Annotated in this window: 19 protein-coding genes; 12 read left to right on the top strand and 7 right to left on the bottom strand. The window is 43.9% G+C overall.

Translation table 11 applies throughout. The features are described from left to right. Positions 1 to 17: 17 nt before the first annotated feature. On the top strand, positions 18 to 620 hold the full coding sequence (locus V7L01_RS26065; protein WP_335039923.1) for a chromophore lyase CpcT/CpeT: 603 nt from the start codon (positions 18 to 20) through the stop codon (positions 618 to 620). An 87-nt stretch (positions 621 to 707) separates the two neighbouring features. Here the strand turns inward: V7L01_RS26065 and V7L01_RS26060 are convergent, their stop codons facing one another. Beyond that, positions 708 to 1,076 (bottom strand): STAS domain-containing protein, encoded by a 369-nt coding sequence (locus V7L01_RS26060; protein ID WP_335039921.1) that lies wholly within the window; start codon positions 1,074 to 1,076, stop codon positions 708 to 710. A 254-nt stretch (positions 1,077 to 1,330) separates the two neighbouring features. Beyond that, positions 1,331 to 2,374 carry an oxygen-dependent coproporphyrinogen oxidase gene (hemF, locus tag V7L01_RS26055; protein WP_335039919.1) on the bottom strand — a complete coding sequence of 348 codons (1,044 nt, stop codon included), beginning with the start codon at positions 2,372 to 2,374 and terminating at the stop codon, positions 1,331 to 1,333. Between the two features lie 430 nt (positions 2,375 to 2,804). On the opposite strand from hemF, the gene V7L01_RS26050 reads away from it, so the two are divergent. From V7L01_RS26050 to V7L01_RS26015, 8 genes are all read left to right on the top strand, one after another. After that, positions 2,805 to 3,329, top strand: coding sequence for an SRPBCC family protein (locus V7L01_RS26050; RefSeq protein WP_335039917.1), 525 nt, complete (start codon positions 2,805 to 2,807; stop codon positions 3,327 to 3,329). 270 nt (positions 3,330 to 3,599) lie between these two features. Next, complete coding sequence (locus tag V7L01_RS26045; RefSeq protein WP_335039916.1) at positions 3,600 to 4,670, top strand: Mrp/NBP35 family ATP-binding protein; 1,071 nt, start codon at positions 3,600 to 3,602, stop codon at positions 4,668 to 4,670. 322 nt (positions 4,671 to 4,992) lie between these two features. Then, entirely contained in the window at positions 4,993 to 6,306 is a 1,314-nt protein-coding gene (gene rodA, locus V7L01_RS26040; protein ID WP_335039914.1) for a rod shape-determining protein RodA, read from the top strand. Between the two features lie 221 nt (positions 6,307 to 6,527). Continuing rightward, positions 6,528 to 6,725: an NAD(P)H dehydrogenase subunit NdhS gene (locus V7L01_RS26035; RefSeq protein WP_094351697.1), complete on the top strand. Its 198-nt coding sequence runs from the start codon at positions 6,528 to 6,530 to the stop codon at positions 6,723 to 6,725. Between the two features lie 137 nt (positions 6,726 to 6,862). Next, positions 6,863 to 7,519 (top strand): HAS-barrel domain-containing protein, encoded by a 657-nt coding sequence (locus V7L01_RS26030; RefSeq protein ID WP_335039912.1) that lies wholly within the window; start codon positions 6,863 to 6,865, stop codon positions 7,517 to 7,519. A 142-nt stretch (positions 7,520 to 7,661) separates the two neighbouring features. Next, positions 7,662 to 9,800 (top strand): cation:proton antiporter domain-containing protein, encoded by a 2,139-nt coding sequence (locus V7L01_RS26025; protein WP_335039909.1) that lies wholly within the window; start codon positions 7,662 to 7,664, stop codon positions 9,798 to 9,800. Positions 9,801 to 10,393: 593 nt separating this feature from the next. Further along, positions 10,394 to 11,344: a UDP-glucuronic acid decarboxylase family protein gene (locus V7L01_RS26020; protein ID WP_335039907.1), complete on the top strand. Its 951-nt coding sequence runs from the start codon at positions 10,394 to 10,396 to the stop codon at positions 11,342 to 11,344. A 162-nt stretch (positions 11,345 to 11,506) separates the two neighbouring features. Continuing rightward, complete coding sequence (locus V7L01_RS26015) at positions 11,507 to 12,898, top strand: UDP-glucose dehydrogenase family protein (protein ID WP_335039904.1); 1,392 nt, start codon at positions 11,507 to 11,509, stop codon at positions 12,896 to 12,898. Positions 12,899 to 13,255: 357 nt separating this feature from the next. On the opposite strand, the gene V7L01_RS26010 is transcribed toward V7L01_RS26015, so the two are convergent. Next, complete coding sequence (locus tag V7L01_RS26010) at positions 13,256 to 14,050, bottom strand: LmeA family phospholipid-binding protein (protein ID WP_335039902.1); 795 nt, start codon at positions 14,048 to 14,050, stop codon at positions 13,256 to 13,258. A gap of 202 nt (positions 14,051 to 14,252) precedes the next feature. On the opposite strand from V7L01_RS26010, the gene V7L01_RS26005 reads away from it, so the two are divergent. Further along, a complete protein-coding gene (locus tag V7L01_RS26005; RefSeq protein ID WP_335039900.1) occupies positions 14,253 to 15,713 on the top strand; it encodes a hypothetical protein in 1,461 nt (486 codons plus the stop codon). 162 nt (positions 15,714 to 15,875) lie between these two features. On the opposite strand, the gene V7L01_RS26000 is transcribed toward V7L01_RS26005, so the two are convergent. The 3 genes from V7L01_RS26000 to glyA all read right to left on the bottom strand — a co-directional run bounded on the left by V7L01_RS26000 (position 15,876) and on the right by glyA (position 18,743). After that, positions 15,876 to 16,061 carry a type II toxin-antitoxin system HicB family antitoxin gene (locus V7L01_RS26000; protein WP_335039898.1) on the bottom strand — a complete coding sequence of 62 codons (186 nt, stop codon included), beginning with the start codon at positions 16,059 to 16,061 and terminating at the stop codon, positions 15,876 to 15,878. Between the two features lie 30 nt (positions 16,062 to 16,091). Next, on the bottom strand, positions 16,092 to 17,342 hold the full coding sequence (locus V7L01_RS25995) for a competence/damage-inducible protein A (protein WP_335039895.1): 1,251 nt from the start codon (positions 17,340 to 17,342) through the stop codon (positions 16,092 to 16,094). A 117-nt stretch (positions 17,343 to 17,459) separates the two neighbouring features. Further along, positions 17,460 to 18,743, bottom strand: a complete 1,284-nt coding sequence (glyA, locus tag V7L01_RS25990) for a serine hydroxymethyltransferase (protein ID WP_335039892.1) — start codon at positions 18,741 to 18,743, stop codon at positions 17,460 to 17,462. A gap of 381 nt (positions 18,744 to 19,124) precedes the next feature. On the opposite strand from glyA, the gene V7L01_RS25985 reads away from it, so the two are divergent. Continuing rightward, on the top strand, positions 19,125 to 19,871 hold the full coding sequence (locus tag V7L01_RS25985) for a hypothetical protein (RefSeq protein WP_335039890.1): 747 nt from the start codon (positions 19,125 to 19,127) through the stop codon (positions 19,869 to 19,871). Between the two features lie 655 nt (positions 19,872 to 20,526). Here V7L01_RS25985 and V7L01_RS25980 read toward each other — a convergent pair. Continuing rightward, entirely contained in the window at positions 20,527 to 23,301 is a 2,775-nt protein-coding gene (locus tag V7L01_RS25980; RefSeq protein ID WP_335039888.1) for a M16 family metallopeptidase, read from the bottom strand. A gap of 380 nt (positions 23,302 to 23,681) precedes the next feature. Between V7L01_RS25980 and V7L01_RS25975 the strand changes: the two genes are divergently transcribed. Then, the gene (locus tag V7L01_RS25975) at positions 23,682 to 24,164 is read left to right on the top strand and encodes a hypothetical protein (protein WP_335039886.1); all 483 of its coding nucleotides are present in this window, start codon (positions 23,682 to 23,684) and stop codon (positions 24,162 to 24,164) included. Positions 24,165 to 24,611: the final 447 nt, after the last annotated feature.

Raw genomic sequence — 24,611 nt, 5'->3', positions numbered from 1 at the left:
ATTTGTTTATCGCATTTATGAACTTTTCGCCACAATTAATTGCTTTAGGTGAGTATCTAGCTGGTGAATTTGATAATCAGGAACAAGCCATAGGAGAACCAATTTGGTATGTCCACCTCCGGCTGTGGCAAAGACCAATTAATCTGTTCGCAGAAGATAGCATCACCCTGTTTGCCGAACAGGCTAACGTTCTTAAGCTAGATAAACCTTACCGCCAGCGAATTATGCGGTTGCGTCAGGGTAGCAATGAGACATCTTTGGAAGTACAATACTACATGCCTCAATATCCAGGTGCATTAATAGGCGCAGGCAATAATCCTGCTCTACTGAACACACTGACACCCGAACAATTAGATTTACTACCAGGTTGTATCCTAACAGTTACCCAAGAAACACTAGCTGGCGATCGCTATAAGTTTACCGCTACCCCACTACCAGAGAGTCGTTGCAGCTTTACTTATCTTGACAAGAGCGTGTATGTTTCCTTGGGATTTGAAGCCACTGCGGCAGAATTTCACAGCTACGACAAAGGAATCGATCCAGCAACTGGAAAAGCAACTTGGGGAGCAATTATGGGGCCTTATCGCTACACCAAGCGAAATCAGTATTCAATAACATAAACTTATAAGTCATGAGTTATGAATTTGGAATTAACTCCTGTAGAGACGCGATTAATCGCGTCTCTACTCCAAACTCCTAACTCTTTTTCAGCTGGCAATGCTACGAGGTACACCTTCTAAAGCTTCCTCTTCTGTTTCAAAAATTTCAAACACAGTATCCATCATTGTCACTTCAAACACGAGTTTGGCTTCTGGATGTACATTGCAAATGCGGAAACTACCCTTGACTTTATCAGCATCACGCATTCCAGCTACCAAAGATGTCAGACCAGAACTATCAATAAAATTCACCTGAGCCAGATTTACAACTACATGATGACTGAGTTTGGAAATACACTCCTGTAACTTCAGGCGAAATTGCCAAGCAGTAGTAATGTCTAGGCGACCTGCTGGTGTCAGGACAATAACGGTGTTTCCGTCTTGGGTTGTATAAGTTTTTTGGTCTATATGAATCACTCAAGCCCTCCCCGTGGCATTCCTCTTAAGATTAACTAGTTACAGAATTTTCTAATGCTGTCACTTGAGATTAACAAGCTATAGCTAAAATTGTCACCTTTTTCTGCTAAGTGCTTACCTTTAGTAGTTTAACTCACCAAAATAGTGCTGAGTACCAAGTTGAAATGCCGGAAATGGGGAAGCAAGGAGCAGAGGGAAAACCAAATGCCCTATGCCCTATGCTCTATGCTCGATTTTCAAAACAGCACTCAGCACTACTGGCTGGATGTCCAGTTGATCCAATCTTGAGGCTTAAGGAAAGTTTCATACAATTCGGCTTCAGGGGAATTGGGTTCTGGCTGATAGCCGTATTCCCAGCGCACTAGAGGTGGCAGGGACATGAGAATTGATTCAGTGCGTCCGTTGGTTTGCAGACCAAAAATAGTGCCTCGGTCATAAACCAAGTTAAATTCTACATACCGTCCCCGGCGGTAGAGTTGAAAATTCCGTTGGCGATCGCCATATTCTATCCCATGCCGCCGTTCTACAATTGGTACGTAGGCTGGTAAAAATGCTCTGCCACAGTCTTGCACAAAGGCAAACAAATCTTCCCAATTGCGGGTTTCTGGTGTTCCCACCTGGTTGCTATAAATAGCCGCTTCCCCATTAGGATTTGGCCCGCGATATAAAGCACCCTCTCCATCTTGGTAATCAAAAAACAGACCACCTACACCCCGTGTCTCGTCACGATGCTTGAGGTAGAAATATTCATCACACCACCGCTTAAACACTGGGTAATACTCTGGGTGGTGTTGGTCGCAAGCCTGTTTTAACGTTTTGTGTAAATGTGCCGCATCTTCTGCAAAGGGGTAATAGGGCGTCAAGTCAAGTCCGCCACCAAACCACCACACTGGCCCCGCTTCAAAGTAGCGATAATTTAGATGAACTGTGGGCACATAAGGATTGTGAGGATGTAATACCATTGAAGTACCCGTAGCATAAAAGCCATGCCCTGCGGCTTCAGGGCGTTGGGTTAAAATTGAGGCTGGCAAATGGGAACCCCAAACTTCAGAAAAATTTACACCAGCTTGTTCAAATATTGCACCTTCTCGCAGCACGCGCGATCGCCCTCCACCTCCTTCTGGACGTTCCCAACTATCTTCGAGAAACTTGCCCCCACCATCTAGTTCTGCTAATGATTCGGTAATTTCGTCTTGCAGTTGTTTCATAAACTGACTGACTCTAGTCTGAGCGTCAGCCGCTGGCAAAGACTTGGATGATTCTGCTGTTACAGTTGGTGTTTGCGAGTTGGTCAACATAGATTCCCGAACCTAAATTACAATTTCCAGAAAGCCACAAATTTTTCATTTTAAAATTTGAGGGAAACACGCGCCAACAATCAAGCTCTATTTGCCCAACCCGCTTTTTTCTTACTGGTTAAGCATTTATACGATTGATGGGCATCACTAGAGTTATTTTCCCTCAAATGCGTATAGGCTTGTATATTGAATGAGCTTTTTTTGAAATTATTAATTGGAATATTCTGGTATAAACACTATATTTTAGTCGTAACCTTGAGTTAGCAAGGGTTTAACCGATCTGCTCAAAATCTATTTGCCCTATCTCTAGGTTATAGAGGCTTGCTATGTTTAGGGCATCTTTGAGAAAGTTTTAGTTTAAGGGTTGAGCTTAGTTGCATACCATATCAGAGTTACCAGAAAGTGTCTAGGCAGGAGGAGGATTAGGAAAATGCAAGATTGGTTATCCAAATTCATCCACCGCAAACGTCGTCGGTTTTGCGCTTCTCTGGTGCGGACGTATCGAGAGATTAGTTCTGCTTCTGTAGATGAACTGTGGCAAAAAGTGGCTGACTTAACAGATGTTTCCTGGCATCCGCTACTTAAGAGTACTAATGTCCCCTACGGATTAGTACCCAAACCAGGATTGATTTTTCATGCTGTAACACGCTTTTCGCCGATTCCCATCCGGATTTTTGTAGAGCGCGTCAATGATAGAGAGATGCTGAGTATCCGAGTGCTGGCAATTCCTGGGATAGAGGAACGGGTGACTTACCAAGTAGAGTCAACGGTTTGTGGTACTTGTCTGTCTTATTCTGTAACGCTACGAGGTTGGTTATCGCCCCTGATTTGGTCTTTATCCCGTCCTTATGCAGACCGCGTAGCAAGGTCTTTAGTAGAGGCAGTAGAAAAGACGGCATTGCCAAAGGTGTCTGGTAAGAAAAAATCCCTTAATGACAGTTGTTTTGATTTTTAGGTAATAAGGGATTGGCGACTGGGGACTGAGGGGACAAAGAAAAGTTTTCCCCAATGCCCAATCCCCTATGCCCCATACTCAATATCCAATAACTAATCCCTAAAGAAAGATAAGATTCTATTTAGGTGATAATGCAATTTGCTAAGTTTTATTACGGCAGTAACAGTAATAACACTAAGCCGATCTTGCTTAAGAAAGCATCCAGTTAATAGCTAAGATGTTGGCCACGAGTGTATTTCTTCATTTTCAAATTTGAATTTTGAATTTTTTATGTACGATGTCCTCGACTCCCGTTCTGTCTTAGAAGTGTTGCGACCAGTGGAAGACCCAGAACTCCGCAAAAGTCTGGTAGAACTGAATATGATTCGCAACGTCAAAATTGACGCTGGCAAGGTTAGTTTCACTTTGGTGTTGACCACTCCTGCTTGTCCTTTACGCGAATTTATCGTTGAAGACTGTCAGAAAGCTGTCAAAAAGCTCCCAGGCGTTACAGATGTAAGCATAGAAGTGACAGCAGAAACACCGCAGCAAAAAAGTTTGCCCGACCGCACTGGGATTTCTGGGGTGAAAAATATCATTGCTGTTTCCAGCGGCAAAGGTGGCGTTGGTAAAAGTACAGTGGCGGTAAATGTCGCAGTGGCTCTAGCTCAAACTGGGGCGAAAGTCGGCTTGCTAGATGCTGATATATATGGCCCCAATGACCCCACCATGCTAGGTCTGGCTGATGCCCAAATTACTGTCCGTTCCAGTGAAACAGGTGAAATCCTGGAACCTGCTTTTAATCACGGCGTCAAATTAGTTTCAATGGGCTTTTTGATTGACCGAGATCAACCAGTAATTTGGCGGGGGCCTATGCTCAATGGTGTAATTCGCCAGTTTCTCTATCAAGTTGAATGGGGAGAACTAGACTATTTGATTGTAGATATGCCACCGGGAACTGGAGATGCCCAGTTAACTTTGACCCAAGCAGTGCCGATGGCTGGAGCAGTAATTGTCACCACGCCGCAGACTGTAGCCCTGCTAGATTCTCGCAAAGGATTGCGGATGTTCCAGCAGATGAATGTTCCGGTATTGGGGATTGTGGAAAATATGAGCTATTTTATACCGCCCGACCAACCAGATAAGCAGTATGACATCTTTGGTTCCGGTGGTGGCTCCAAAACAGCTGCCGAATTGGGAGTGCCACTGTTGGGGTGCGTACCGCTAGAGATTTCCACGCGAGTTGGTGGTGACAGTGGTGTGCCAATAGTCGTTGGCGATCCAGATTCGGCTTCGGCAAAGGCATTAACAGCGATCGCTCTTACCATTGCTGGTAAAGTATCAGTTGCTGCCCTGACATAATAAATTTTAATTTCCATCTACTTCCTGAGCTATAGCTTGGGAATACTAGAGACTGGGTATTAAGGAAGGACAAGGGAGATGGGGGAGCAAGGCAAAAAGAACTATTAATATATTGTCCAATGCCCGATGCCCTATGACGCCACTTGCTACCCTGCGGGAACGCTAAGAGCGAACAGCCGACGGGCAGTTATTCATAGGGTAAACCCTCTTCTCTGCGAGAGGCTCCGCCAACGCCTAGCGTTTCGTAGAGAAGACCGCGCTGGCTTCCCCATGCCCCAACACTTAAATTTAAAATCTCAAAGCTAAAGTCTAAACTGGCACAATGTTGTTAAAACGATCGCTCCCCAAAATTCGCTGGAAGTCTTGGGTTAAGCCCTGGCAGTATGTAGATTGGCTACTATTTTGTTTGCCGGTTGCTGTCAGCATCTTTGGTGGCATCATGATCCTCAGCACGGAACTGAAGCAGCCAGTAACTGACTGGTGGTGGCACTGGATGGTAGCGGGTATCGGCGTGCTTATAGCGCTGTTTTTATCTCGCACCCGTTACGAACTCTTGATGCAGTGGCACTGGGTAACATACACACTAACGAACTTTAGCTTAATCGCCGTGATGATTGCTGGTACTAGTGCCAAAGGGGCGCAACGGTGGATTAGTATCGCTGGCTTTAACGTGCAACCCTCAGAATTTGCCAAAATCGGCATGATTATCACCTTAGCAGCTTTGCTACACAGACGCACTGCTTCTAGCCTCGAAGGTGTTTTCCGGGTTCTGGCAATCACCGCCATACCTTGGGGACTGGTATTTTTACAGCCAGATTTAGCAACATCACTGGTATTTGGTGCGATCGTCTTAGGAATGCTTTACTGGGCAAATGCTAACCCAGGCTGGTTAATTCTGATGATTTCTCCTGTGGTTGCCGCCATTTTGTTTAGTATATCTTGGCCTTTATCAGAGCCGATAGTTTTATTTAAAGAACTATCTTTTGGGCCATTAGGGCTAATTTGGTCAGTTGCGATGGCTATTGTCGGCTGGCAAACTCTTCCCTGGCGTCGATTTGGTTTAGGTGCTATCGGTGCGTGGACTCTGAATATACTGGGTGGCGAATTAGGAGTCTTTGCCTGGAACCATGTATTGAAAGAGTATCAAAAAGATCGGCTAACTGTATTCATGAACCCCGATCACGATCCACTCGGTGCTGGGTATCACTTAATCCAATCTCGCATTGCTATTGGTGCTGGTGAAATTTGGGGATGGGGTCTGTTTAAGGGGCCAATGACGCAACTAAATTTCGTACCTGAACAGCATACAGACTTTATTTTCTCCGCAGTCGGAGAAGAATTCGGTTTTGTTGGTTGTTTGGTAGTGCTGTTTGTCTTCTGCTTAATTTGCTTCCGTCTACTGCATATTGCCCAAACCGCCAAAGATAACTTTGGTTCTTTGTTGGCTATTGGCATTTTATCCATGATCGTGTTTCAGGTGATTGTCAACGTTGGTATGACTGTTGGTTTAGCGCCTGTGGCAGGCATTCCCCTACCTTGGATGAGTTATGGGCGTTCTGCTATGCTGACTAACTTCATTTCCTTGGGAATAGTAGAATCGGTAGCAAATTTTCGACAAAGACAGAAGTATTATTGATTCGTCATTAGTCATTTGTCCTACCCTGCGGGAAGCCGCTGGCGCGTCTATGTTCTTTGCTAATGACCCTTACGGGTGACGCTCGTTCCTCGCTAACGCTGCGCTAACGCCAGTCACTCATGGGGGAAACCCCCAAGATCGCGCTGGCTCACCAATGACTAATGACAAATGACTATTAACAAGTATTAAGCTATTAAAAGGAAACAAGCGAGGCTAAAAACATGATCCTGCCTGGAGCAACTGTTCGCGTCAAGAATCCCGCAGATACCTATTATCGCTACGAAGGACTCGTGCAACGCGTGAGTGATGGCAAAGTAGCCGTATTATTTGAAGGTGGTAACTGGGATAAATTAGTTACCTTCCGCCTGAGCGAATTGGAACTCGTAGAGACCACAGCCGGACGTAAAAAAGCCAAATAAGATTAGTCATTAGTCATTAGTTATTTGTCCTTTGCCGTTTGGCAAAAACTAATACTTCTCTTCTTAGGCTGCGCCAGAGGCAAAGCTCAGTACAAGTGACTAATGACCAATGACTAATGACTAATGACTAAATTACTATGCGCCTCCCCTTACCACAGTTTGCTACTGGCGATCGCCATCCCAACCACATTGCGGAGGTGATTGAAACTACTAGTACCGAATTTTTGGCTCAGTGTTTGGAACCTGAAGACTTGAGCTTTCCCTCCATGCCACCCTTTGGTAGTTGGGTCTGTTCTGTGGATGAAGAATCTGGCAATCAGATTTATGCTGTGGTGTATTATGCTACAACTATGCCCATAGATTCCGTACACCGGGCCAGAGCTTTGGGGTTGTCCTTGCAAGACTTACGGGAGGAACAACCCCAGATATTTGCCATGCTCAGAACTGAATTCCGGGCTGCGATCGTGGGATTTGAACTATCTTCGCAAAATCAAAGTTATAACCAAAGAGTATATCAGTATCTACCACCCCGTCCTCCGCAAATTCATCAAGCTGTTTATCGGTGTGAACCAGAAGCGATCGTTAAATTTACTGAAGAACTCGATTTCTTGCGGACACTGCTTTGTATCAATGGTGCGCCAATAGAGTCTTTGACCGCAGCAGCCATTCGAGATATATACCAGTTACGCAAAGCTGACCGAGAATGGCTAATTAAAGCTGGACGTAGCCTGAGTGTGCTACTTAAAGACGACTACGATCGCTTGCGATTCATTTTGAGTCAAATCCACCCGTAGGTAGTTAGTTCTTAAACAATTGCCTAGCTAGTGTAAATTAGGATTTTTGATTTTTCCTCAGGTGGCTTCTCCAATTTATATCGATCGGGCGATCGCCCCCAAGGTAATCGCAGTTTTACCATAGCCCCTTCAATTCCTACCTATGGAACTCATATCACAAGTTCTTGTTCTGGAACCAACTTCCCAAGTTCTTGGCAAGGAACCAATTGTTCCCTTTGCTATTTTGCTGGTGGTCATCTTAGTTATACCCATCATGTTTGAGCGGCTAAGATTACCAGGATTAGTGGGTTTGGTTTTTTCAGGGCTAGTACTTGGGCCCTCAGGCTGGAATTTATTTCAGTCTGACTCGCCGATGATTAACCTGCTATCAGACATTGGCTTAATTTACTTGCTGTTTGTCGCCGGGTTAGAAGTCGATTTAGAACAGTTTCGTCGGCAAAAAAGTCGCGCCTTTGGGTTTGCTAGCTTGACTTTCTGTGTACCGCTGGTGATGGGAACCTTAGTAGGGCTGATTTTAGGCTATGGCTGGAATACTTCAATCTTAATTAGCTCTTTATTCGCTTCCTATACCCTTTTGGCATATCCCATAATCAGTCGTTTGGGAGTGCTAAACAACGAAGCTGTTACTGTCACCATTGGAGCTACGATTTTTACAGATATTGGCGCAGTGCTGATATTAGCCGTTTGTGTAGCCGTCGCTCATGCTGGAGAATTCAGCTTGGCTAAACTACTTACCTTGTCGGGTTGGTTAATTATTTACTCTGTTGCCGTTGTTACAGGCTTTGATTGGGCAGGCAAAGAATTTTTCAAGCGGTCTGGAGACGACGAAGGAAACAAGTTTTTGTTTGTGTTGCTTTCTGTGTTTCTGGCAGCTGTGGGCGCTCAATTGATGGGAGTAGAAAAAATTGTTGGTGCTTTTTTAGCGGGTTTGGCGGTGAATGAAGCTGTCGGTGAAGGCCCAGTCAAAGAAAAGGTGGTATTTATTGGCAGTGTGCTATTTATTCCCATTTTCTTTGTTGACCTTGGCTTACTGATCGATCTACCTGCCTTAGCGAACAACCTGGACACGCTCAAGTTAACGCTGTTGATGATAGTCGGTTTGATTGTCAGTAAATTGAGCGTAGCTTTGTTGACAAAACTGGTTTACCGTTATAACTGGCAAGAAATCCTGACGATGTGGTCGCTATCGCTTCCCCAGGTTAGTACAACGTTAGCAGCTACGTTAGTGGGATATCGGGCTGGGTTGCTGCCGCTAGAAGTATTACACAGCGTCATTGTCTTAATGGTTGTCACATCAACCTTGGGGCCGTTGATGACCAGTAGAATAGCTGTTGGTTTGACTTCCTCACCAGCCGAAGATCCAGCACCACCCCTACCTGACCAAAACGCACCAAGGACAGACAGCGCTTTTACTATAATCGTACCTGTTTATAATCCTCAGACTGAGCAGTATTTGATTGAAATGGCGGCGTTATTAGCGCGTCAGTCTCAGGGTAAAATTATACCCCTGGCGATCGCTACTGCTGCTGCTCACATGGACGCACCGCAGCTAGAAGCGTCTCTACAACGGAGTGAGCGGTTATTGACCAAAGCCACCGCACAAAGTCGAGTATTGGGTGTGCCCGCAGAACCAGTGCTGCGAATTGATGATGACTTTGCTCAAGGAATTAGCAGAGCAGCTCGCGAACAAAAGGCTAATTTAATTGTTATGGGTTGGGGTAAACGGACTGGGTTGCGAGCGCGTTTATTTGGGAATGTGATTGATGGTGTGCTTTGGGCATCCCATTGTCCAGTAGCGGTGACACGTTTAGTAGAATCACCGAAAAAAATTCAGCGCATCTTAGTACCAGTAGAAAATTTAACAGCGCCGACATTACAGCCTGTACAATTTGCCCAGATGCTGGCAGAAGCAAATCAGAGCCACATTACTGTGCTGAATGTGTGCGATCGCCGCACTAGTTCCAGTAAAATTGCTTGGAGGCGATCGCATCTCTCCTTATTGGTATCTAAATTAGCTTTGACCAATGCCCCAGAAATTCAAATTATTGCTCATGAAAATGTTGCCCAAGCAATTTTGCAGGCAGCACGATTATATGATTTAGTCGTTTTACCTTTTACACGTAATCGTACCAGCCCTGGAGGGTTAGCCATTAGCGATGTCACAACTCAGTTAGCCAGACAACTCACCTGCTCCATTGTCATGCTTGGAGAACCGCAACGCACCCAAACCACAAATGTAGTAATATCTAACACGGCTACCACCATTACATCTGCTGTATGATATAAGGCAGATTTCAGTCCACATGAGTGGGCTTGGGTCGCGTTAGCATAGCCCGCCAAAGACATCGCATTCACAAAAAAAAATCTTTGTAACAAATCGATCGGCTGTAGGGATGTACAGATGTATGTCCCTAAAAATCTATGTATTTGTAGCACAAATTTTGTGGAATGGTATGGGTCTTTGCACTCAAGTGCGGGGCGGAATGTTTGCAAAGGCGACACAACTTGACTATTACAAAAATATGGATAATCGCGAGACCTTGAAATTGGAGGAGTTTCAACCTAATCGCTACTGTTTTGTATGCAATTGAGAACAGTAGTAACCGTAAAACACTTTATCTTTTTGAAGATTTGATGAACTTTAGGTGGAAGACTGACAATTTTGAGACTAAGTTTGTTATTTTGCTAATTAAATTCTTAAGCAAAAAGGTCAAAATATTACAAAACTACATCCGTAGAAAAATAAGTAAGTTCAACAAGCTTTTTTGATTGAGTATTGTTCTTTTTTCTCGTTTTGTATTTTTGTCTCCAAGCTGGGTAATCTAAAAGTAAGTGCAATAGCTACTGAAAATATTTGTAAGTAACTGGGAAACTATGAGAATTTTGGTGACGGGCGGTGCTGGGTTTATTGGTTCCCATCTCATCGACCGACTAATGACCGATGGGCATGAAATAATATGCTTGGATAATTTTTACACTGGTCACAAACGCAACATCCTTAAATGGTTAGGCCACCCGTACTTTGAACTGATCCGCCACGATATTACCGAACCAATTCGGTTAGAAGTGGATCAGATTTATCATTTAGCTTGTCCTGCTTCCCCAGTACATTACCAATACAACCCAGTTAAAACCGTTAAAACTAACGTAATGGGAACGCTGAATATGTTGGGGCTGGCTAAACGTGTGAAAGCTAGGTTTTTCTTAGCTTCAACTAGTGAGGTATACGGAGATCCAGAAGTTCATCCCCAACCCGAAGAGTATAGGGGTAGCGTCAATCCCATTGGCATACGTTCGTGCTACGACGAAGGTAAAAGAATTGCTGAGACTCTAGCATTTGATTACTATAGGCAAAATAAAGTTGATATTCGAGTTGTTCGGATATTCAACACCTACGGGCCGAGAATGTTAGAAAACGATGGTCGGGTGGTGAGCAACTTTATCGTTCAAGCCTTGCGGGGTAATCCTTTGACCGTGTACGGTGATGGTTCGCAAACTCGTAGTTTCTGCTACGTTTCCGATTTGGTAGAAGGATTTATCCGCTTAATGAATAGCGAATACATTGGGCCAGTCAACCTGGGCAATCCTGGTGAATATACGATTTTACAATTGGCAGAAGCTGTGCAAAACTTGATTAACCCAGACGCGCAGATTAAGTTCGAGCCACTACCTTCAGACGATCCCCGACGTCGCCAGCCTGATATCACAAAGGCAAAAACTTGGTTAAATTGGGAACCTACCATTGCTCTGCAAGAAGGGTTAAAACTAACAATAGAAGATTTTAGCGATCGCATTCAAAGCGATGTGAATAATTCAACCACCTGAGTGCCGCCTAGCGTTGCTCTAAATTTCCATGCAGGCTCACCCTATCGGTAGCTAGTATGCTTAGTGGCTGAGTTGTTAGTGGCTGAGTTGACTGTCAGTGTGTAAGTGTCATATTGAGAACTTCTTTTTGAAGACTAACCCAAAAAAGTGAGGAGTTAAAAAATGCGTGTTTGCGTGATTGGTACTGGTTACGTTGGTTTAGTTACAGGTGCTTGCTTGGCTCATATTGGGCATGATGTAATTTGCGTAGACAACAACGAAGAAAAAGTTAAGTTAATGAAGTCTGGGCAGTCCCCAATTTTTGAACCGGGACTCTCAGAAATTATCCAGTCTGCGATTCAAACAGAGAAGATTCATTTTACCAGCGATCTAGCTGCTGGAGTTTCCCACGGAGAAATTCTTTTTATTGCTGTGGGAACGCCACCTTTACCAACTGGTGAAAGTGATACTCGTTACGTCGAAGCTGTAGCTCGTGGGATTGGGGAAAATCTCAACGGTGGTTATAAAGTCATAGTGAATAAATCTACAGTACCCATTGGCTCAGGTGACTGGGTGCGGATGCTTGTTTTAGATGGGATTGCTGAACGGCAAAAAACACTGATCCCCGCAGGTGGAGTGCCAAGTGATGAGAAATTACCTGAGGTTACAGCCCAGTTTGATGTCATCAGCAATCCAGAGTTTTTGCGCGAAGGTTCGGCAGTTCACGACACCTTCAACCCCGATCGCATTGTACTAGGAGGCAATAGTCAAAGGGCAGTAGCCTTAATGCAACAATTGTATGCCCCAATTGTGGAACGCAAGTACGCAGAGGATCAATCTTTGCCCCCTGTGCCAATTCTGGCAACAGACCTAAGTTCGGCGGAGATGATTAAATACGCCGCTAATGCCTTTTTAGCCACTAAGATTAGTTTCATTAACGAAGTTGCTAATATTTGCGATCGCGTCGGTGCTGATGTCACCGAAGTAGCCAGAGGCATCGGTCTAGACTCTCGCATTGGTAACAAATTTTTACAAGCTGGTATTGGTTGGGGTGGTTCTTGCTTTCCTAAAGATGTCTCCGCTCTGATTCACACTGCTGATGATTATGGCTATGAAGCCCAATTACTCAAAGCTGCTGTCAGTGTCAACGAACGCCAGCGGTTGATTGCTTTGGAGAAACTCCAACAAGTTCTGAAAATCCTTAAAGGTAAAACAGTCGGGCTACTCGGACTGACCTTCAAGCCAGATACCGACGACTTGCGCGACGCCCCAGCACTCAACCTAATTGAGCAGCTAAACCGACTCGGAGCCAAAGTCAAAGCCTACGACCCCATTGTTTCCCAAACAGGTCTACGTCACGGGCTTTCCGGCGTGCTAGTAGAAACCGATGCCGAAAGACTTGCTGATGGCTGCGATGCTTTAGTACTGGTCACCGAATGGCAGCAGTTCAGCACTCTCGACTATGTGAAGATGGCAAAATTGATGGCCCATCCCGTTATCATCGATGGTCGTAACTTCCTTGACCCCGAAGCAATGATACGCGCTGGATTCCAATATGTAGGCGTAGGAAGATAGAGATTTAAGAGTTAGGAGCGATCGATGATGGATAAGAATTGCTTACAACCTATAATCAATAGCCCTTAACTCTAACTCTTTTTAAAACCCAAAGATTTACAATACCGCCTAAAACGATTTAGGCGGTATTTAATTTTGTATTAGAGCTTCATGCAAAGACGCTAAAAAAACGTGAATTCGATTCATATAGTGTCCGTCTAATTAGCCGAATCAAAAGACCGCTAAGAGATTTTACCAAGTAGAACAGTCTCTCTCCGACGGGCGAGAGAAACTTGAACTTTAGTTTAAGACTTGGAGAGGTTCATTGAACCCACCTTGAAAAAACTTTACTTAGCTTGTTTACGTGAGAATTTCATATCAAGCGCTATGTGGGATACGCTCAATTTCAGCATATCCACTGAAAATAAGTTTTTGACCTTCAGTTTCTAATCGGTTGAGCCGCATTTTCACTCCGTCGAGGTCAAAACGATCCAAATCGACCATATTATCTAAAATTTCTACCAACGCCACACTCAAGGTTTGCGAGATTTCGCGTTGAGCTTCTGGCACTTGGTCGAGTTCGATTTTTGGATCTTTGAAAGAAACTCGCCGCCGCCTTTCAATGCCTAAAGCTAGACTCATGCTCAGGGGAACGAGTTCGCCATTATTTAAATCTGCTTTTGCTAGAAGCTGTAAGCGATTTTCTGGCAATAGCTGTACCTGGACTTCCGTAAAGGAGACTGGTTCACCGCCAGATAATTCTGTCAGTGATGGTATGGTGAGGTTAAGCAGGCGCTTTTTCACCAGTTCCGCGTTAAAGGCTTGGTTAATGCCTGCTTCTGATAAAATTACTTGGGCGATCGCTTGAGTAGGTTGCTTGAGACTGAGTTTGCCACTTAAAACCGAGCCGAAGTCAATAGCCACCGCATCAGTTTCAAAAGACATCTCCTCTACCGCGAAATCTCTCCGAATCACCAAGCCACGACCGCTCATTTTGAAGCTATCAATGCTGCCTTGCAACAGTTTGCTGGAGGGATAGCAGCGCACAGAGACTTCTACTGACTCGCTTTGCGTAAACAAGTGGCGAATCGTTTGGCTGGCGACCGTGTTGAGCATCCGCTCTCCCCAATCTGTGCCTTTAGGATTTTGTAAACCAGTAAGTCCGCCGAACATGTGGTTTTTAGTCTCTAGAAGTTCTTTGTACTTTTGTAACAAACTGTGAAGAATACAGCAAGCGATCCCGCGATTAATTGTGCTGATGGATAGGCATAGGATGGCTGATGGTTAGAATTTCAGTGTGTTAAATGTTACTTCTCATCTAGTGAGTGGGAATAATTGAACTAAGTTATTGCTAAGATTCTCACCAGTACTAAGTATGATACAGCTAAACATTCTAGAACTTGCCAAGCAGGGTGATACAAATGCGATTAACACTCTGGTGAGTCAGTGGTTAAATTTACCCAAAATTACGCCAAAGACTAGTTTAAAACAAAATTGTCTACAGATAATGCTGGAATCATTTGAAGTTCCAGTACAACAGTTAGTAGTCCCACTTATTTGTGATGGATTAATTAATTTAGGCATCCAATCTTTTAAGAATGTCAAAATATACGGTAGAGTAACAGGCGAGGATTTTCCAGATTGGCAACAAGAGCTTGAGTTAAAAGTACAGCTAATTACACCTTCATCGATAGCTCAAGCAAATGTTGACATTGTATCCTCCAATGCCATTACAACAACAGATGGTCAATTATCACTACAAAAACCATCTTTTTTAGGATCATTTTTTGGAGCAGTATCAGGAACAGCAGGAGCAGTAGGGAGTGCTGCCGTTCAAGCTGGGCAAGCTGTTGCAGGGGCGGCTGTAGGTATTGGCGGTGCGATTGGTGGTGCAGCTTTTCAGGCAACACAAATAGTAGGGCAGGCACTAGCAATTGTTGGCAATAATCCTCAATTGCAAGTAGCAATAAAATCTCTAAATCAAGATTGGTTAAATCCTTTAATTCAACAGGTTGATTTAGTTAAAGCCGAGGCTGCCGTTAGAAAGCTACAGCAAGAACACCCAAATGAACAACCAGCACAAATTGCCCATCATCTTATGCTGGAAAAAGCTGTTTTAGCAGGAGGAACAGGGCTTGCTAGTAGTCTTACACCAGGACAAGCAGCTGCAATGTTTGTAGTGGATTGGGCTGCAACATCTGCATTATCAGTGGAGTTGGTGTATCAAATTGCTGCTGCCTATGGAATGGATTTAAATGATTCCGAGCGCAGAGGAGAAGCAGTAGCAATTTTTGGTTTAGGGGTAGGTGGAAAAACAGCAATCAAAGCTGGTTTAGGGTTACTCCGAAATCTGCCAGTAGCGGGAGCCGTCATTGGTGCTAGCTCAAATGCAGTAATGATCTACGCATTAGGTTATGCGGCTTGTCAGTTTTATGAGGCAAAGCAGAATCCATTAACTTTAGAGGCAACATTAGTAGATGCTCAACTAGAGAGCGGAAAATTTCTCGAAGCCGCTATTTCTCAAGAAAAGATTATGGATCAGATTTTGGTTCACATTGTCTTAGCAGGTAATCCAGATAAATCTTGGGAAGATATTTTTCCAGAATTACAAGCTGCCAACCTTAGTCCTCCTTCAATTGATGCGATCGCTTCTCATATCAAATCTCCACCATCTTTAGAAACTTTACTTGAGCAAATTAATAGTGATTTTGCCGTACCTTTACTAGCGCAATGTCAAAAAATTGCTCATTTAGATGGGGTAATTACACCCGAAGAAGCTAAGGTTATAGATTCTATTAACAAAAAGTTAAACTGTGATTTGGCTGCAATCAAGTAACTTGAATATTGGTGTTAAGATTTTTTTCCCAAGGCGATCGCACGCAACCTCTATGCAAAAGTGCGTAGACGTGGAGCGGCTTGTCGTCAGACATCGCTTCTTTGCTAATCATGAGGCTATCTGGTAAATTGCAAGACGATATCTCTGTTCAGGAATTAGTTTTTACTCCTTTTTCGCAGCATCTAACCATGCTTCTTTTGCTTTCAAAACTTCATGAAGTGCTTCTTCTTCAGTTGAACCAAACGCTGAACAGTATTTCAAATCAGGAATATCAGCAATATAGCCCTCATCTTCTTCACTATAGAAAATATTAATGTGATAGTGTTTCATCCTAGGTTCGCTTGTCATACAACTTGTATGACAAACATCATATAACTCCTACCTCGTCAACAACTTTCGCCGCAGATTATCCAAGGCTGCATTCGCGCTGACATGACGAATTAGAGCGCGTCCTCGCACTGTACCAAACTGATATTCAAAACTTGTCACTTCATCCTTTGGCCCAGCTAAACCAACATAAACTAAACCTACCGGCTTTGTATCTGTCCCTCCAGTTGGGCCAGCAATTCCAGTAATACTCAATCCCCAAGTGGTTCCAAGGCGGGTTTTTACCCCAATAGCCATTTGCTCTGCAACAGTAGCACTTACCGCTCCAAATTTATCTAAATCTTCCTGGTTAACCCCCAGCAGCCCAACCTTCACCGAATTGTCGTAAGAAATTACGCCACCCCAAAAGTAATCAGAACTCCCAGAAATCTCAGTCAACATTTGCCCTAAACCGCCACCAGTGCAAGATTCTGCCACCGAGAGCGTTTCTTTTGATGCCCGCAATAACTGACCAACTACGGAAGCAAGAGTATCATTATTAACGCCATAAAAATCCAGTCCGGCAATTTCTTTAAGTTGTTTCTCAATGGGCGCAATTAAATCTTCTGCGGCGACTTCTGAAGTGGCTTTAGCAGAAACTCGCAATCTTACTTCCCCCTTACCTGCATAAGGGGCTACTGTCGGATTTGGCAACTTCAAATAGGAAGAAACTTTTTCCGCTAAAGCAGATTCACCAATACCCCAAAACTTTAAACTCCGGCTGTAAATAATTTCTTTACCCCAACCTTGACTTTTGAGAAATGGCACGGCTGTTTCTTGCCACATCAGATGCATTTCACTGGGCACACCGGGAAAGGTAAAGATCGTGATTTCAGGACGGGGTTGCCAGATGATACCGGGTGCTGTTCCACTGGGGTTGGGTAAAATTTCTGCACCTTGGGGAATCAAAGCTTGCTTGCGGTTACTTGGTGACATAACCCGATCGCGTTGGGCGAATTTTTGGGTTATGTCTTCGATGATGTCAGAGCGTTCTACCAACGGGACTTTAAAAAAATCGGCGATCGTTTCGCAGGTGAGATCATCTGGTGTCGGGCCAAGTCCACCAGTGAAAATGAGAATTTGCGCTCTGGAAATAGCAATTTCTATAACTTGTTTCAACCGTTCTGGATTATCCCCAACCACTGTTTGATAGTAGTGGGGGATACCTAACTGCGCTAATTGTTGCGCTAAAAATTGAGCATTGCCGTTGAGGATATCTCCTAACAGCAGTTCAGTACCAACACAAATAATTTCTGCACTCATTAGATTCGGAATAGGGAGTAGGGAGTAGGGGGCAGGGGGAGCAGGGGAGGCAGGGGGAGCAGGGGGAGAATAAAAAATTGCTCCCTGCTAAGTGGCCCTCTGCCTCTTCTCAATGGCCTATGCTAGTGCTGGTACAGGAATTTCCAGGTGAGGATATAAGGGGAAGCGATCGCACAATGCCGCTACCCTTTGCCGACAATCTTGGGTTACTACGTCGGAATCTGGAGAAAGTAGGCGATCGCTAATAATATTTGCAATCTCGGTAAATTCTCCTACTCCCAAACCTCGCGTGGTCATTGCAGGCGAACCTAACCTCAGACCACTGGTAATAAATGGCGATTGCGGATCGAAGGGAATAGTATTTTTGTTAGCAGTAATATTCACGGTACTAACTAGCCGATCTGCCTGCTTACCAGTTAGACCGACAGAACGTAAATCCACCAAGATTAAATGGTTGTCAGTGCCATTAGACACTAGCTTTAAACCCCGGTTTTGCAGTTGTTCTGCCAAAGCACGAGCATTTTCAATCACTTGGGCAGAATAGGTTTTAAACTCAGGCTTCAGGGCTTCTCCAAAAGCTACTGCCTTACCAGCAATAACGTGTTCCAATGGCCCGCCTTGGCTACCAGGAAAAACAGATTTATCTAGCTTTTTACCTAGTTCTGCATCGTTAGTTAAAATTAAACCACCTCTAGGGCCGCGTAGAGTCTTATGTGTAGTTGTTGTTACCACATGACAATGAGGAATGGGATCGGGATGAAGGCCACTAGCAACTAAACCAGCAATATGGGCAATATCGGCAAGTAAGTAAGCGCCGATTTCATCAGCAATGCTACGGAACTTTTCAAAGTCAATTATACGGGGATAAGCCGAATAACCACAAATCAGCAGCTTAGGACGCTCCCTCAGCGCCAGCTCCCGAATTTGATCGTAGTCAAGTTGTTCTGTTTGTTGGCTGACACCGTAGTGGCTAACTTGGAACCACTTACCTGAGACGTTTACAGGGGAACCGTGGGTGAGATGTCCCCCATGAGACAAATCCATCCCCATAATTTTGTCCCCTGGTTCCAGCAACGACAGGAACACTGCAAAATTGGCTTGTGCGCCAGAATGGGATTGCACATTCGCATGAGCAGCGCCAAATATCTGTTTAGCACGATCGATCGCTAGCTGCTCGATTTTGTCGATATACTCACAACCGCCATAGTAGCGTTTACCAGGTAATCCCTCAGCATATTTATTTGTCAGTACTGAACCTTGAGCCGCCAATACGGCAGCAGAGGTAAAGTTTTCGCTAGCAATCAACTCCAAGTGATCTCGCTGACGCTGTAGTTCGTCGTTGATTAACTCCGCGATCGCTGGATCGGTGGAGGAAAGAAAATCTGAGTTAGTCTTAGTCACTTCAATTATCCTTGTGGAAATTTGTACAACGGCTGATTTGGATTGGATACAGCACCTAACAGTCCACTCTCAAGAGTTTATAGCCCAAAGTCTATAGTTCAATGATTTTTGACTGCTCTACAGAGGCAATTAATCGTCTCCGTACTATTGAGGTTTATTTGTGCCAACTTATTTATTATTAGACGATTAATTATCATAACGTTGCTTTTTGAAGCTGCGCTAATTAAAGCTTGTTGCTGCATCTACGCCCGTCGGAGACATCGCTCCTCTGTGGGACAAAAAGCTGAACGCTTGGGCAATTGACTGTGCGTAATACAGCACTTGCGGAACATGGCTGCGAAGTTCTACGCTGGAAAACTTAGGCAGCCAGTATTTTGACAAATGAAAAATTTTTTGAAACTTACCTTTGACAGCGGACAAACAGCATTAGCTATTCGAGTCGATCGACAAGCCGAATTACCAGATGCTCTTGAGGGGATAGGGCTTGGCGGTTCGCGTTCTGTTCTGGTGGTGGTGGGTGGTGCAAGTAATATGAGTGAAGCTGACTTTCTTTCCATTCAACGATTGTTTACGGAAGTTTTAGCCCCCATCGCCGAAAGTTTGGGGGCTTATGTTGTAGATGGAGGTACGGATGTGGGAGTCATGCAATTGATGGGTGAGGCTCGTACCCAGATCGGTGCTAAGTTTGCTTTGATTGGTGTAACACCTGAAAGCAAAGTGGCTTTACCTAATCAACAAGAACCTACTGCTGATTTGACACAATTAGAGCCAAACCATACTCATTTTGTACTGGTTCCTGGCAATAATTGGGGTGACGAATCTCCTTGGATATCTCAGGTTGCAACTGTGCTGGCCAATAACGCGCCTTCGGTAACTGTACTTTTGAACGGTGGTGAAATTACCTTTGAGGATGCGTTTTCTAGCGTTAATACTGGAAGGTTAGTTGTTGTGATTGCTGGTAGTGGTAGAACCGCAGATATACTTGCAGATGCTTTACGTGGACAAGCTACCGATGAACGAGCTAAAAAGTTAGCTAAATCTGCTACATTACAATACATCGACTTAATTGACATAGAGAAGGGACTTGAAAACCTAGACAAAATAATTAAAAATTTGCTTTCTATTTAGGAGTGAATTGTTAACCCAAGTGTATTGCTTTAAAAGCACTCTCATCTGCGATCGCTAAGACTAAATATTATCGATTTTTTAAATAAACTCTCCCCCTTTAGATAAAAACATAGGTAGAGCTAAAACTAAAGTCTGGTAAGGTAATCGGGTTAATTAAATTTTTATTATTTATGGGCTTTATCTTATTCCTCCTTAAAACATATAAATATCTCATTAGAATTTTATGTTAATAGCTTTTGAAAAATTCCCCATTGCTATCTAGCAATGGGGAAATAGGAGTTAAAGTTCGTCAGATGATAGGAATATCTGTTTATTTTGTCTTGATACTATCTTTCTCAATTCCTCCGTTAGGTAGAGAAATATTTTATCAATCTGTTCGCATATGTATCTGTTAACACATAAAATTTATTTGAAGAATAATACAGAGCATTAGGGGCGCACAGCTAGCTGTGCGCCCCTAATAAAAACTTTTTATTCCGTGCAACTGAAAACCGCTGTATCTGACAATAAGCTTAGGTTAAGACTCGATCCTCCGTAACCCTCCTTAAAAAGGAGGGAACTAGAGCAAGCCTTTTAAAACAGGATTTTGCCAAGATAGTGAGCGAGAAATAAGCTTCTTCGTTAGTGATGGAAAAATTACCGCCTCAGCTAATAATTAACCGCCCTTGGGTACAGTATCTCCAGGCCCGGCGGTGACAATTACCAGATTTTCCGGCTTAATTAAATCCTCAATTGCCTGTTGCATCTGAGTCATTGTAACTGCTTGAATTTTCTGGGGAAAATCTCGGATTTCCGATCGCGAAAGTCCCAAGACAGCATTATCCAAAATGATGCTTGATACATCACTGGGATTAGCCAAATCCACGGGGTAGCTATTAGTAATTGAGCGTTTTGCCGCGTTGAATTCAGTCTCAGTTACTCCTTGTTCGCGCAACTGTTTGAGTAAAGCGAGAGTACTGGCGATCGCTTTTTGGGTATCAAGAGGAGCAGTTTGCATCTGAATCAAGAACGGGCCGGGATTGATTCCGGCGGCAAAACCACTATAGATACCGTAGGTTAAACCCTGGCGATCGCGCACTTCCGTACCCAAGCGACTCGATAAGGTATCACCACCCAGAATTTGATTCAGTACCAATGCTGCATAATAACGTGGGTCTTTGCGAGAAATCCCGTTGTAGCCGATGTAGGTCACAGCTTCGGACTTTCCAGGTATCACTTTGTTTAAACGTGTCAAAGTTTGCGGCAATGGCACGGATGGTATTTTGAGAACAGGTGGCTTACCTGTGGTTTCCCATTTGCCAAACTCCTGATTCAGCAAAGCTTTTAGCTTAACTGGATCGAAGTCTCCAACTAAGGCGATCGTCGTGTTATCTGGTCGGTAGTGTGTCTGGTAAAAGCCAAGCAAATCTTCACGAGTAATGCTCTTTAAGCTCTCGAAGCTGGGAAAGCTGTGGAATGGATGATTTTCTGGGTAAATTGCTTGCTGAAATACTTGTCTTCCCAGTCCTCTGGGGTCATCTAGCTGGACTTTGAGACTTGTTAGTGCGCGTTGGCGGCTCAGTTCTAACTGATCGGCGGGGAAAGTGGCGTTTTTTAACACATCTGCCAGAGTTTGAATCAATATCGGCAGATTTGCTGAAAGTCCCTCACCGCTAATACTAGCTCCCTCGCGGCTGGCACTGAAGCTCAAATCGGCTCCTCGGTCTTCTAAGGTTTTTGCTAGGGTAAGAGCATTTTTAGTCTGCGTCCCATTCATTAAGTTGGCCGCAGTCAAATTTGCTAATCCAGCTTTTTGATTGCCGTCAAATTCAGTCCCGGCGTCAATTTGTCCGCTCAGGTTAATGGTGGGGAGGTTGCGATCGCGCAAGAGCAAAACCCGCAAACCATTATTCAAGGTAAACTCTTCTGGTAATGATTGTTTGCTCGAATCTGTAGCTGATGTGGCAGGTGGCAGATATTTAGCCAGTTCTGCTGGATCTACAGGCTTACCAGGGCTGAAATTTTCCACTGTGCGGCCAGAACCAGCGCTAGGACTCCCTGGTTTACCATCTGGTTGAGTCGGCTCAAAGAAGCCGATGGTTTGTTTAGCCGGATTTAGGTAAGTTTTCGCTGCTTCTTGCACTTGAGTAGGGGTGACTTTAGCGATCGCAGCCAGATACCTTTCAATAAAACGATAATCGCCAGCTACAGTTTGGTTATACCCCAGTTGGGTTGCCTGACTAGTAATGTCTTGGTTACCCAAGATATACGAGGCTTGTAGTTGCGTTTTCGCCCGGTTCAATTCTTCTGTGGTGACTGGTTGCTCTTGCAACTTTCCTAAAGATTCCTGAAGCACTTGGCCAATTTTCCCTAACTCTTGACCCGGAGCCGCCGTAGCATTAATTTCATACCAACCAGGTTCTATGAGTTCGGCAGCACCGCCACTGACTGAACTGGCGAGTCCAGATTCCACCAAAGCCTGGTAAAGCCTAGAACTACGTCCACCTGTGAGGATCGAATCCATCACATCAATTGCCGGGACATCAGGATGCTTGATATCTGGCAAAGGATACACCGCTTGCAATAGTGCTGCACTTCCAGGTTGCTTGAGGACAATCGGTGCTTTTTTCGCAACAGAGGTAGGAGTAGTTATTTGGGCGGAATTTTTAGCCACAGCCGTCTTGGCTCGTTTTGGCAACTTCCCGTAAGTTTCTTGAACGACTTTGAGTACAGGTTTCGTGTCAAAATCCCCTGTAATCACCAACGTGGCATTATCTGGGCTGTAGTAGGTTTGGTAATAATTCCGCACCTGCTCCACCGTGAATTTTTCTACATCTGCTTTTGTGCCTCCCACTGGTAAGCCATAGGCTCTGCTAGGGAAAGCATCTCGCATCACTGCCCGACTCAGACGATAGCCTGGTGAATTTTCGTACCCCTGTAACTCGGATATCACCACCCGCTTTTCACTTGTGAGTTGATCGGGCCCAACTAAGGAGTTTTCCATGCGATCGGCTTCCAGTGTCAACAATGCTTCGAGTTTGTCTCGTTGCACTGTGCCAAAGTAAGCTGTTTCGTCATAACTAGTAAAGGCATTGAACTGGCTACCCAAGGCACTAAACAACCTTCCAAACTGCACCGGACGCGCAGTTGTACCCTTGAACATTAAATGTTCTAGCTGGTGAGAAATCCCATTCTCTCCCTTAACCTCGTTACGCGAACCAACTTTATACCAAACTTGCACGCTCACGACTGGAGCGGTATGAACTTCTTTAGTTAGTACTGTTAAACCATTGTCCAATACCGTTTTTTGTACCCCTTGGGTGAATGAGACAGCAGATACAGGTGCGACTGCTGTCGGTGTTGCAGCATTAGTGAAATTGCCCGACAAAGGCACAATACTTAGCACAAGGCTAAGAAAAAATCCTACAAGCATATATGAGCGTAGCTTCATAAGCAATGGGAAATGCAAAATTTCTAATTATAAAACAAAACCTTAGTATCGCTTTCTGGAAGTCAAAAGACCTACATTCTCGCCTTTTTTACCATTTTCAATGGTAGCTTTATTTCCGCTATGCCGTAATGGTCGGTTTTCAAGTTCACCTATTTGCAAGACATTTACGAGTAATAGCCTACAACAAGGGTATAAAAATCCCTTTCTTTATTACTTGCCACTTCTTCTCTATTTTCAAAACAGATATAAGTCTACCCACTATTACAAATTATTACAAGTATGACAAGTTTTCCAGAATATCCACTTTTAGAATTGGTTTGATTCCTTGTCATCCCAGCGGCGTAGATATCTTCGTCAAACTAGCAATAACTTTTTGAAATATGCAAACGAGAAACTTAATTGCATCATTCACATTAGGTATAACCTTAGCAGCAATACCTGTATTACAATCTCATGCCCAAGAAGAAAGAACACCGAACTTGTATAATTTCACAGGATATAATTCAAAAGGCGAGAAAGTCAGTATTAATTACTCAACATCAAGCTTTACTGGTAAGCCCCTTTTCAACTATCAAGAGCAGAAACAGACATTAAACTTTACGGGAAATGACATCCGTACTGTAGATACGGAAATTGGTACACTAGTGACTGTGACTATTAAAAAGACAGTAGATACTGGGAATACCACATTTACCTTGCTCATACCTCGTGTAAACCTTGGAAATAACATCGAAGCAAAAGTTGAAACTAAAGGAATCACCACAACAAACCGCTTTTCTGTAATTCCTCAATTCAACCAGGGGCAGAAACAAACTTATACAACAATCCATCTGAAGGGGACAGCCCAAGCTGTCGCGTTTTAAGCACAAGAGGGTTAAAAAAATTAAACTTCTTGCTCAGATGAAGGAAAGCAGTAAGGATGAAGGTAAATAATCGTTTCTCTTCACCCTTATTGCCAGGGCTATTTCGTTCTAGACATAAACCGCCCAGAACTAAAGTTCCGGGCTAATAGCCCAAGTCCACGCTTAGTGGACTAAAAGCCTTTCTAGTCGTCTTTAGACGATTTTTACTATTAGCCTCAGAATAAATTCTGAGGTGGGCTAGATGAGAATGAAATAGCCCTGCCCTTATTGCTTAACCCGATTCCCTTTTTATTTGGCATCTGGGCGATCGCAACTTTTGATGAATGGCTTATTACAACAGATTTTTCAAATTGTCATTTTTACGAGCGATCGCTATTACATAATTATTTAATGCTAAGTCATCTCTCAAGTTTCAATCAGCATGGAAACACAACGATTGGTGCTGCG

Source organism: Nostoc sp. (assembly GCF_036917095.1).
Taxonomy (GTDB): Bacteria; Cyanobacteriota; Cyanobacteriia; order Cyanobacteriales; family Nostocaceae; genus Nostoc.
This window is presented reverse-complemented; position numbering and strand designations above follow the sequence as displayed.

What these genes read in the sequence shown, in the direction of transcription:
- V7L01_RS26065 (WP_335039923.1), top strand. Translation starts at nt 18, where the DNA reads ATGAACTTTTCGCCACAATTAATTGCTTTAGGTGAGTATCTAGCTGGT.
- hemF (WP_335039919.1), bottom strand. Translation starts at nt 2,374, where the DNA reads ATGTTGACCAACTCGCAAACACCAACTGTAACAGCAGAATCATCCAAG.
- V7L01_RS26050 (WP_335039917.1), top strand. Translation starts at nt 2,805, where the DNA reads ATGCAAGATTGGTTATCCAAATTCATCCACCGCAAACGTCGTCGGTTT.
- V7L01_RS26045 (WP_335039916.1), top strand. Translation starts at nt 3,600, where the DNA reads ATGTACGATGTCCTCGACTCCCGTTCTGTCTTAGAAGTGTTGCGACCA.
- rodA (WP_335039914.1), top strand. Translation starts at nt 4,993, where the DNA reads ATGTTGTTAAAACGATCGCTCCCCAAAATTCGCTGGAAGTCTTGGGTT.
- V7L01_RS26035 (WP_094351697.1), top strand. Translation starts at nt 6,528, where the DNA reads ATGATCCTGCCTGGAGCAACTGTTCGCGTCAAGAATCCCGCAGATACC.
- V7L01_RS26030 (WP_335039912.1), top strand. Translation starts at nt 6,863, where the DNA reads ATGCGCCTCCCCTTACCACAGTTTGCTACTGGCGATCGCCATCCCAAC.
- V7L01_RS26025 (WP_335039909.1), top strand. Translation starts at nt 7,662, where the DNA reads ATGGAACTCATATCACAAGTTCTTGTTCTGGAACCAACTTCCCAAGTT.
- V7L01_RS26020 (WP_335039907.1), top strand. Translation starts at nt 10,394, where the DNA reads ATGAGAATTTTGGTGACGGGCGGTGCTGGGTTTATTGGTTCCCATCTC.
- V7L01_RS26015 (WP_335039904.1), top strand. Translation starts at nt 11,507, where the DNA reads ATGCGTGTTTGCGTGATTGGTACTGGTTACGTTGGTTTAGTTACAGGT.
- V7L01_RS26010 (WP_335039902.1), bottom strand. Translation starts at nt 14,050, where the DNA reads ATGTTCGGCGGACTTACTGGTTTACAAAATCCTAAAGGCACAGATTGG.
- V7L01_RS26005 (WP_335039900.1), top strand. Translation starts at nt 14,253, where the DNA reads ATGATACAGCTAAACATTCTAGAACTTGCCAAGCAGGGTGATACAAAT.
- V7L01_RS26000 (WP_335039898.1), bottom strand. Translation starts at nt 16,061, where the DNA reads ATGACAAGCGAACCTAGGATGAAACACTATCACATTAATATTTTCTAT.
- V7L01_RS25995 (WP_335039895.1), bottom strand. Translation starts at nt 17,342, where the DNA reads ATGAGTGCAGAAATTATTTGTGTTGGTACTGAACTGCTGTTAGGAGAT.
- V7L01_RS25985 (WP_335039890.1), top strand. Translation starts at nt 19,125, where the DNA reads ATGAAAAATTTTTTGAAACTTACCTTTGACAGCGGACAAACAGCATTA.
- V7L01_RS25980 (WP_335039888.1), bottom strand. Translation starts at nt 23,301, where the DNA reads ATGAAGCTACGCTCATATATGCTTGTAGGATTTTTTCTTAGCCTTGTG.
- V7L01_RS25975 (WP_335039886.1), top strand. Translation starts at nt 23,682, where the DNA reads ATGCAAACGAGAAACTTAATTGCATCATTCACATTAGGTATAACCTTA.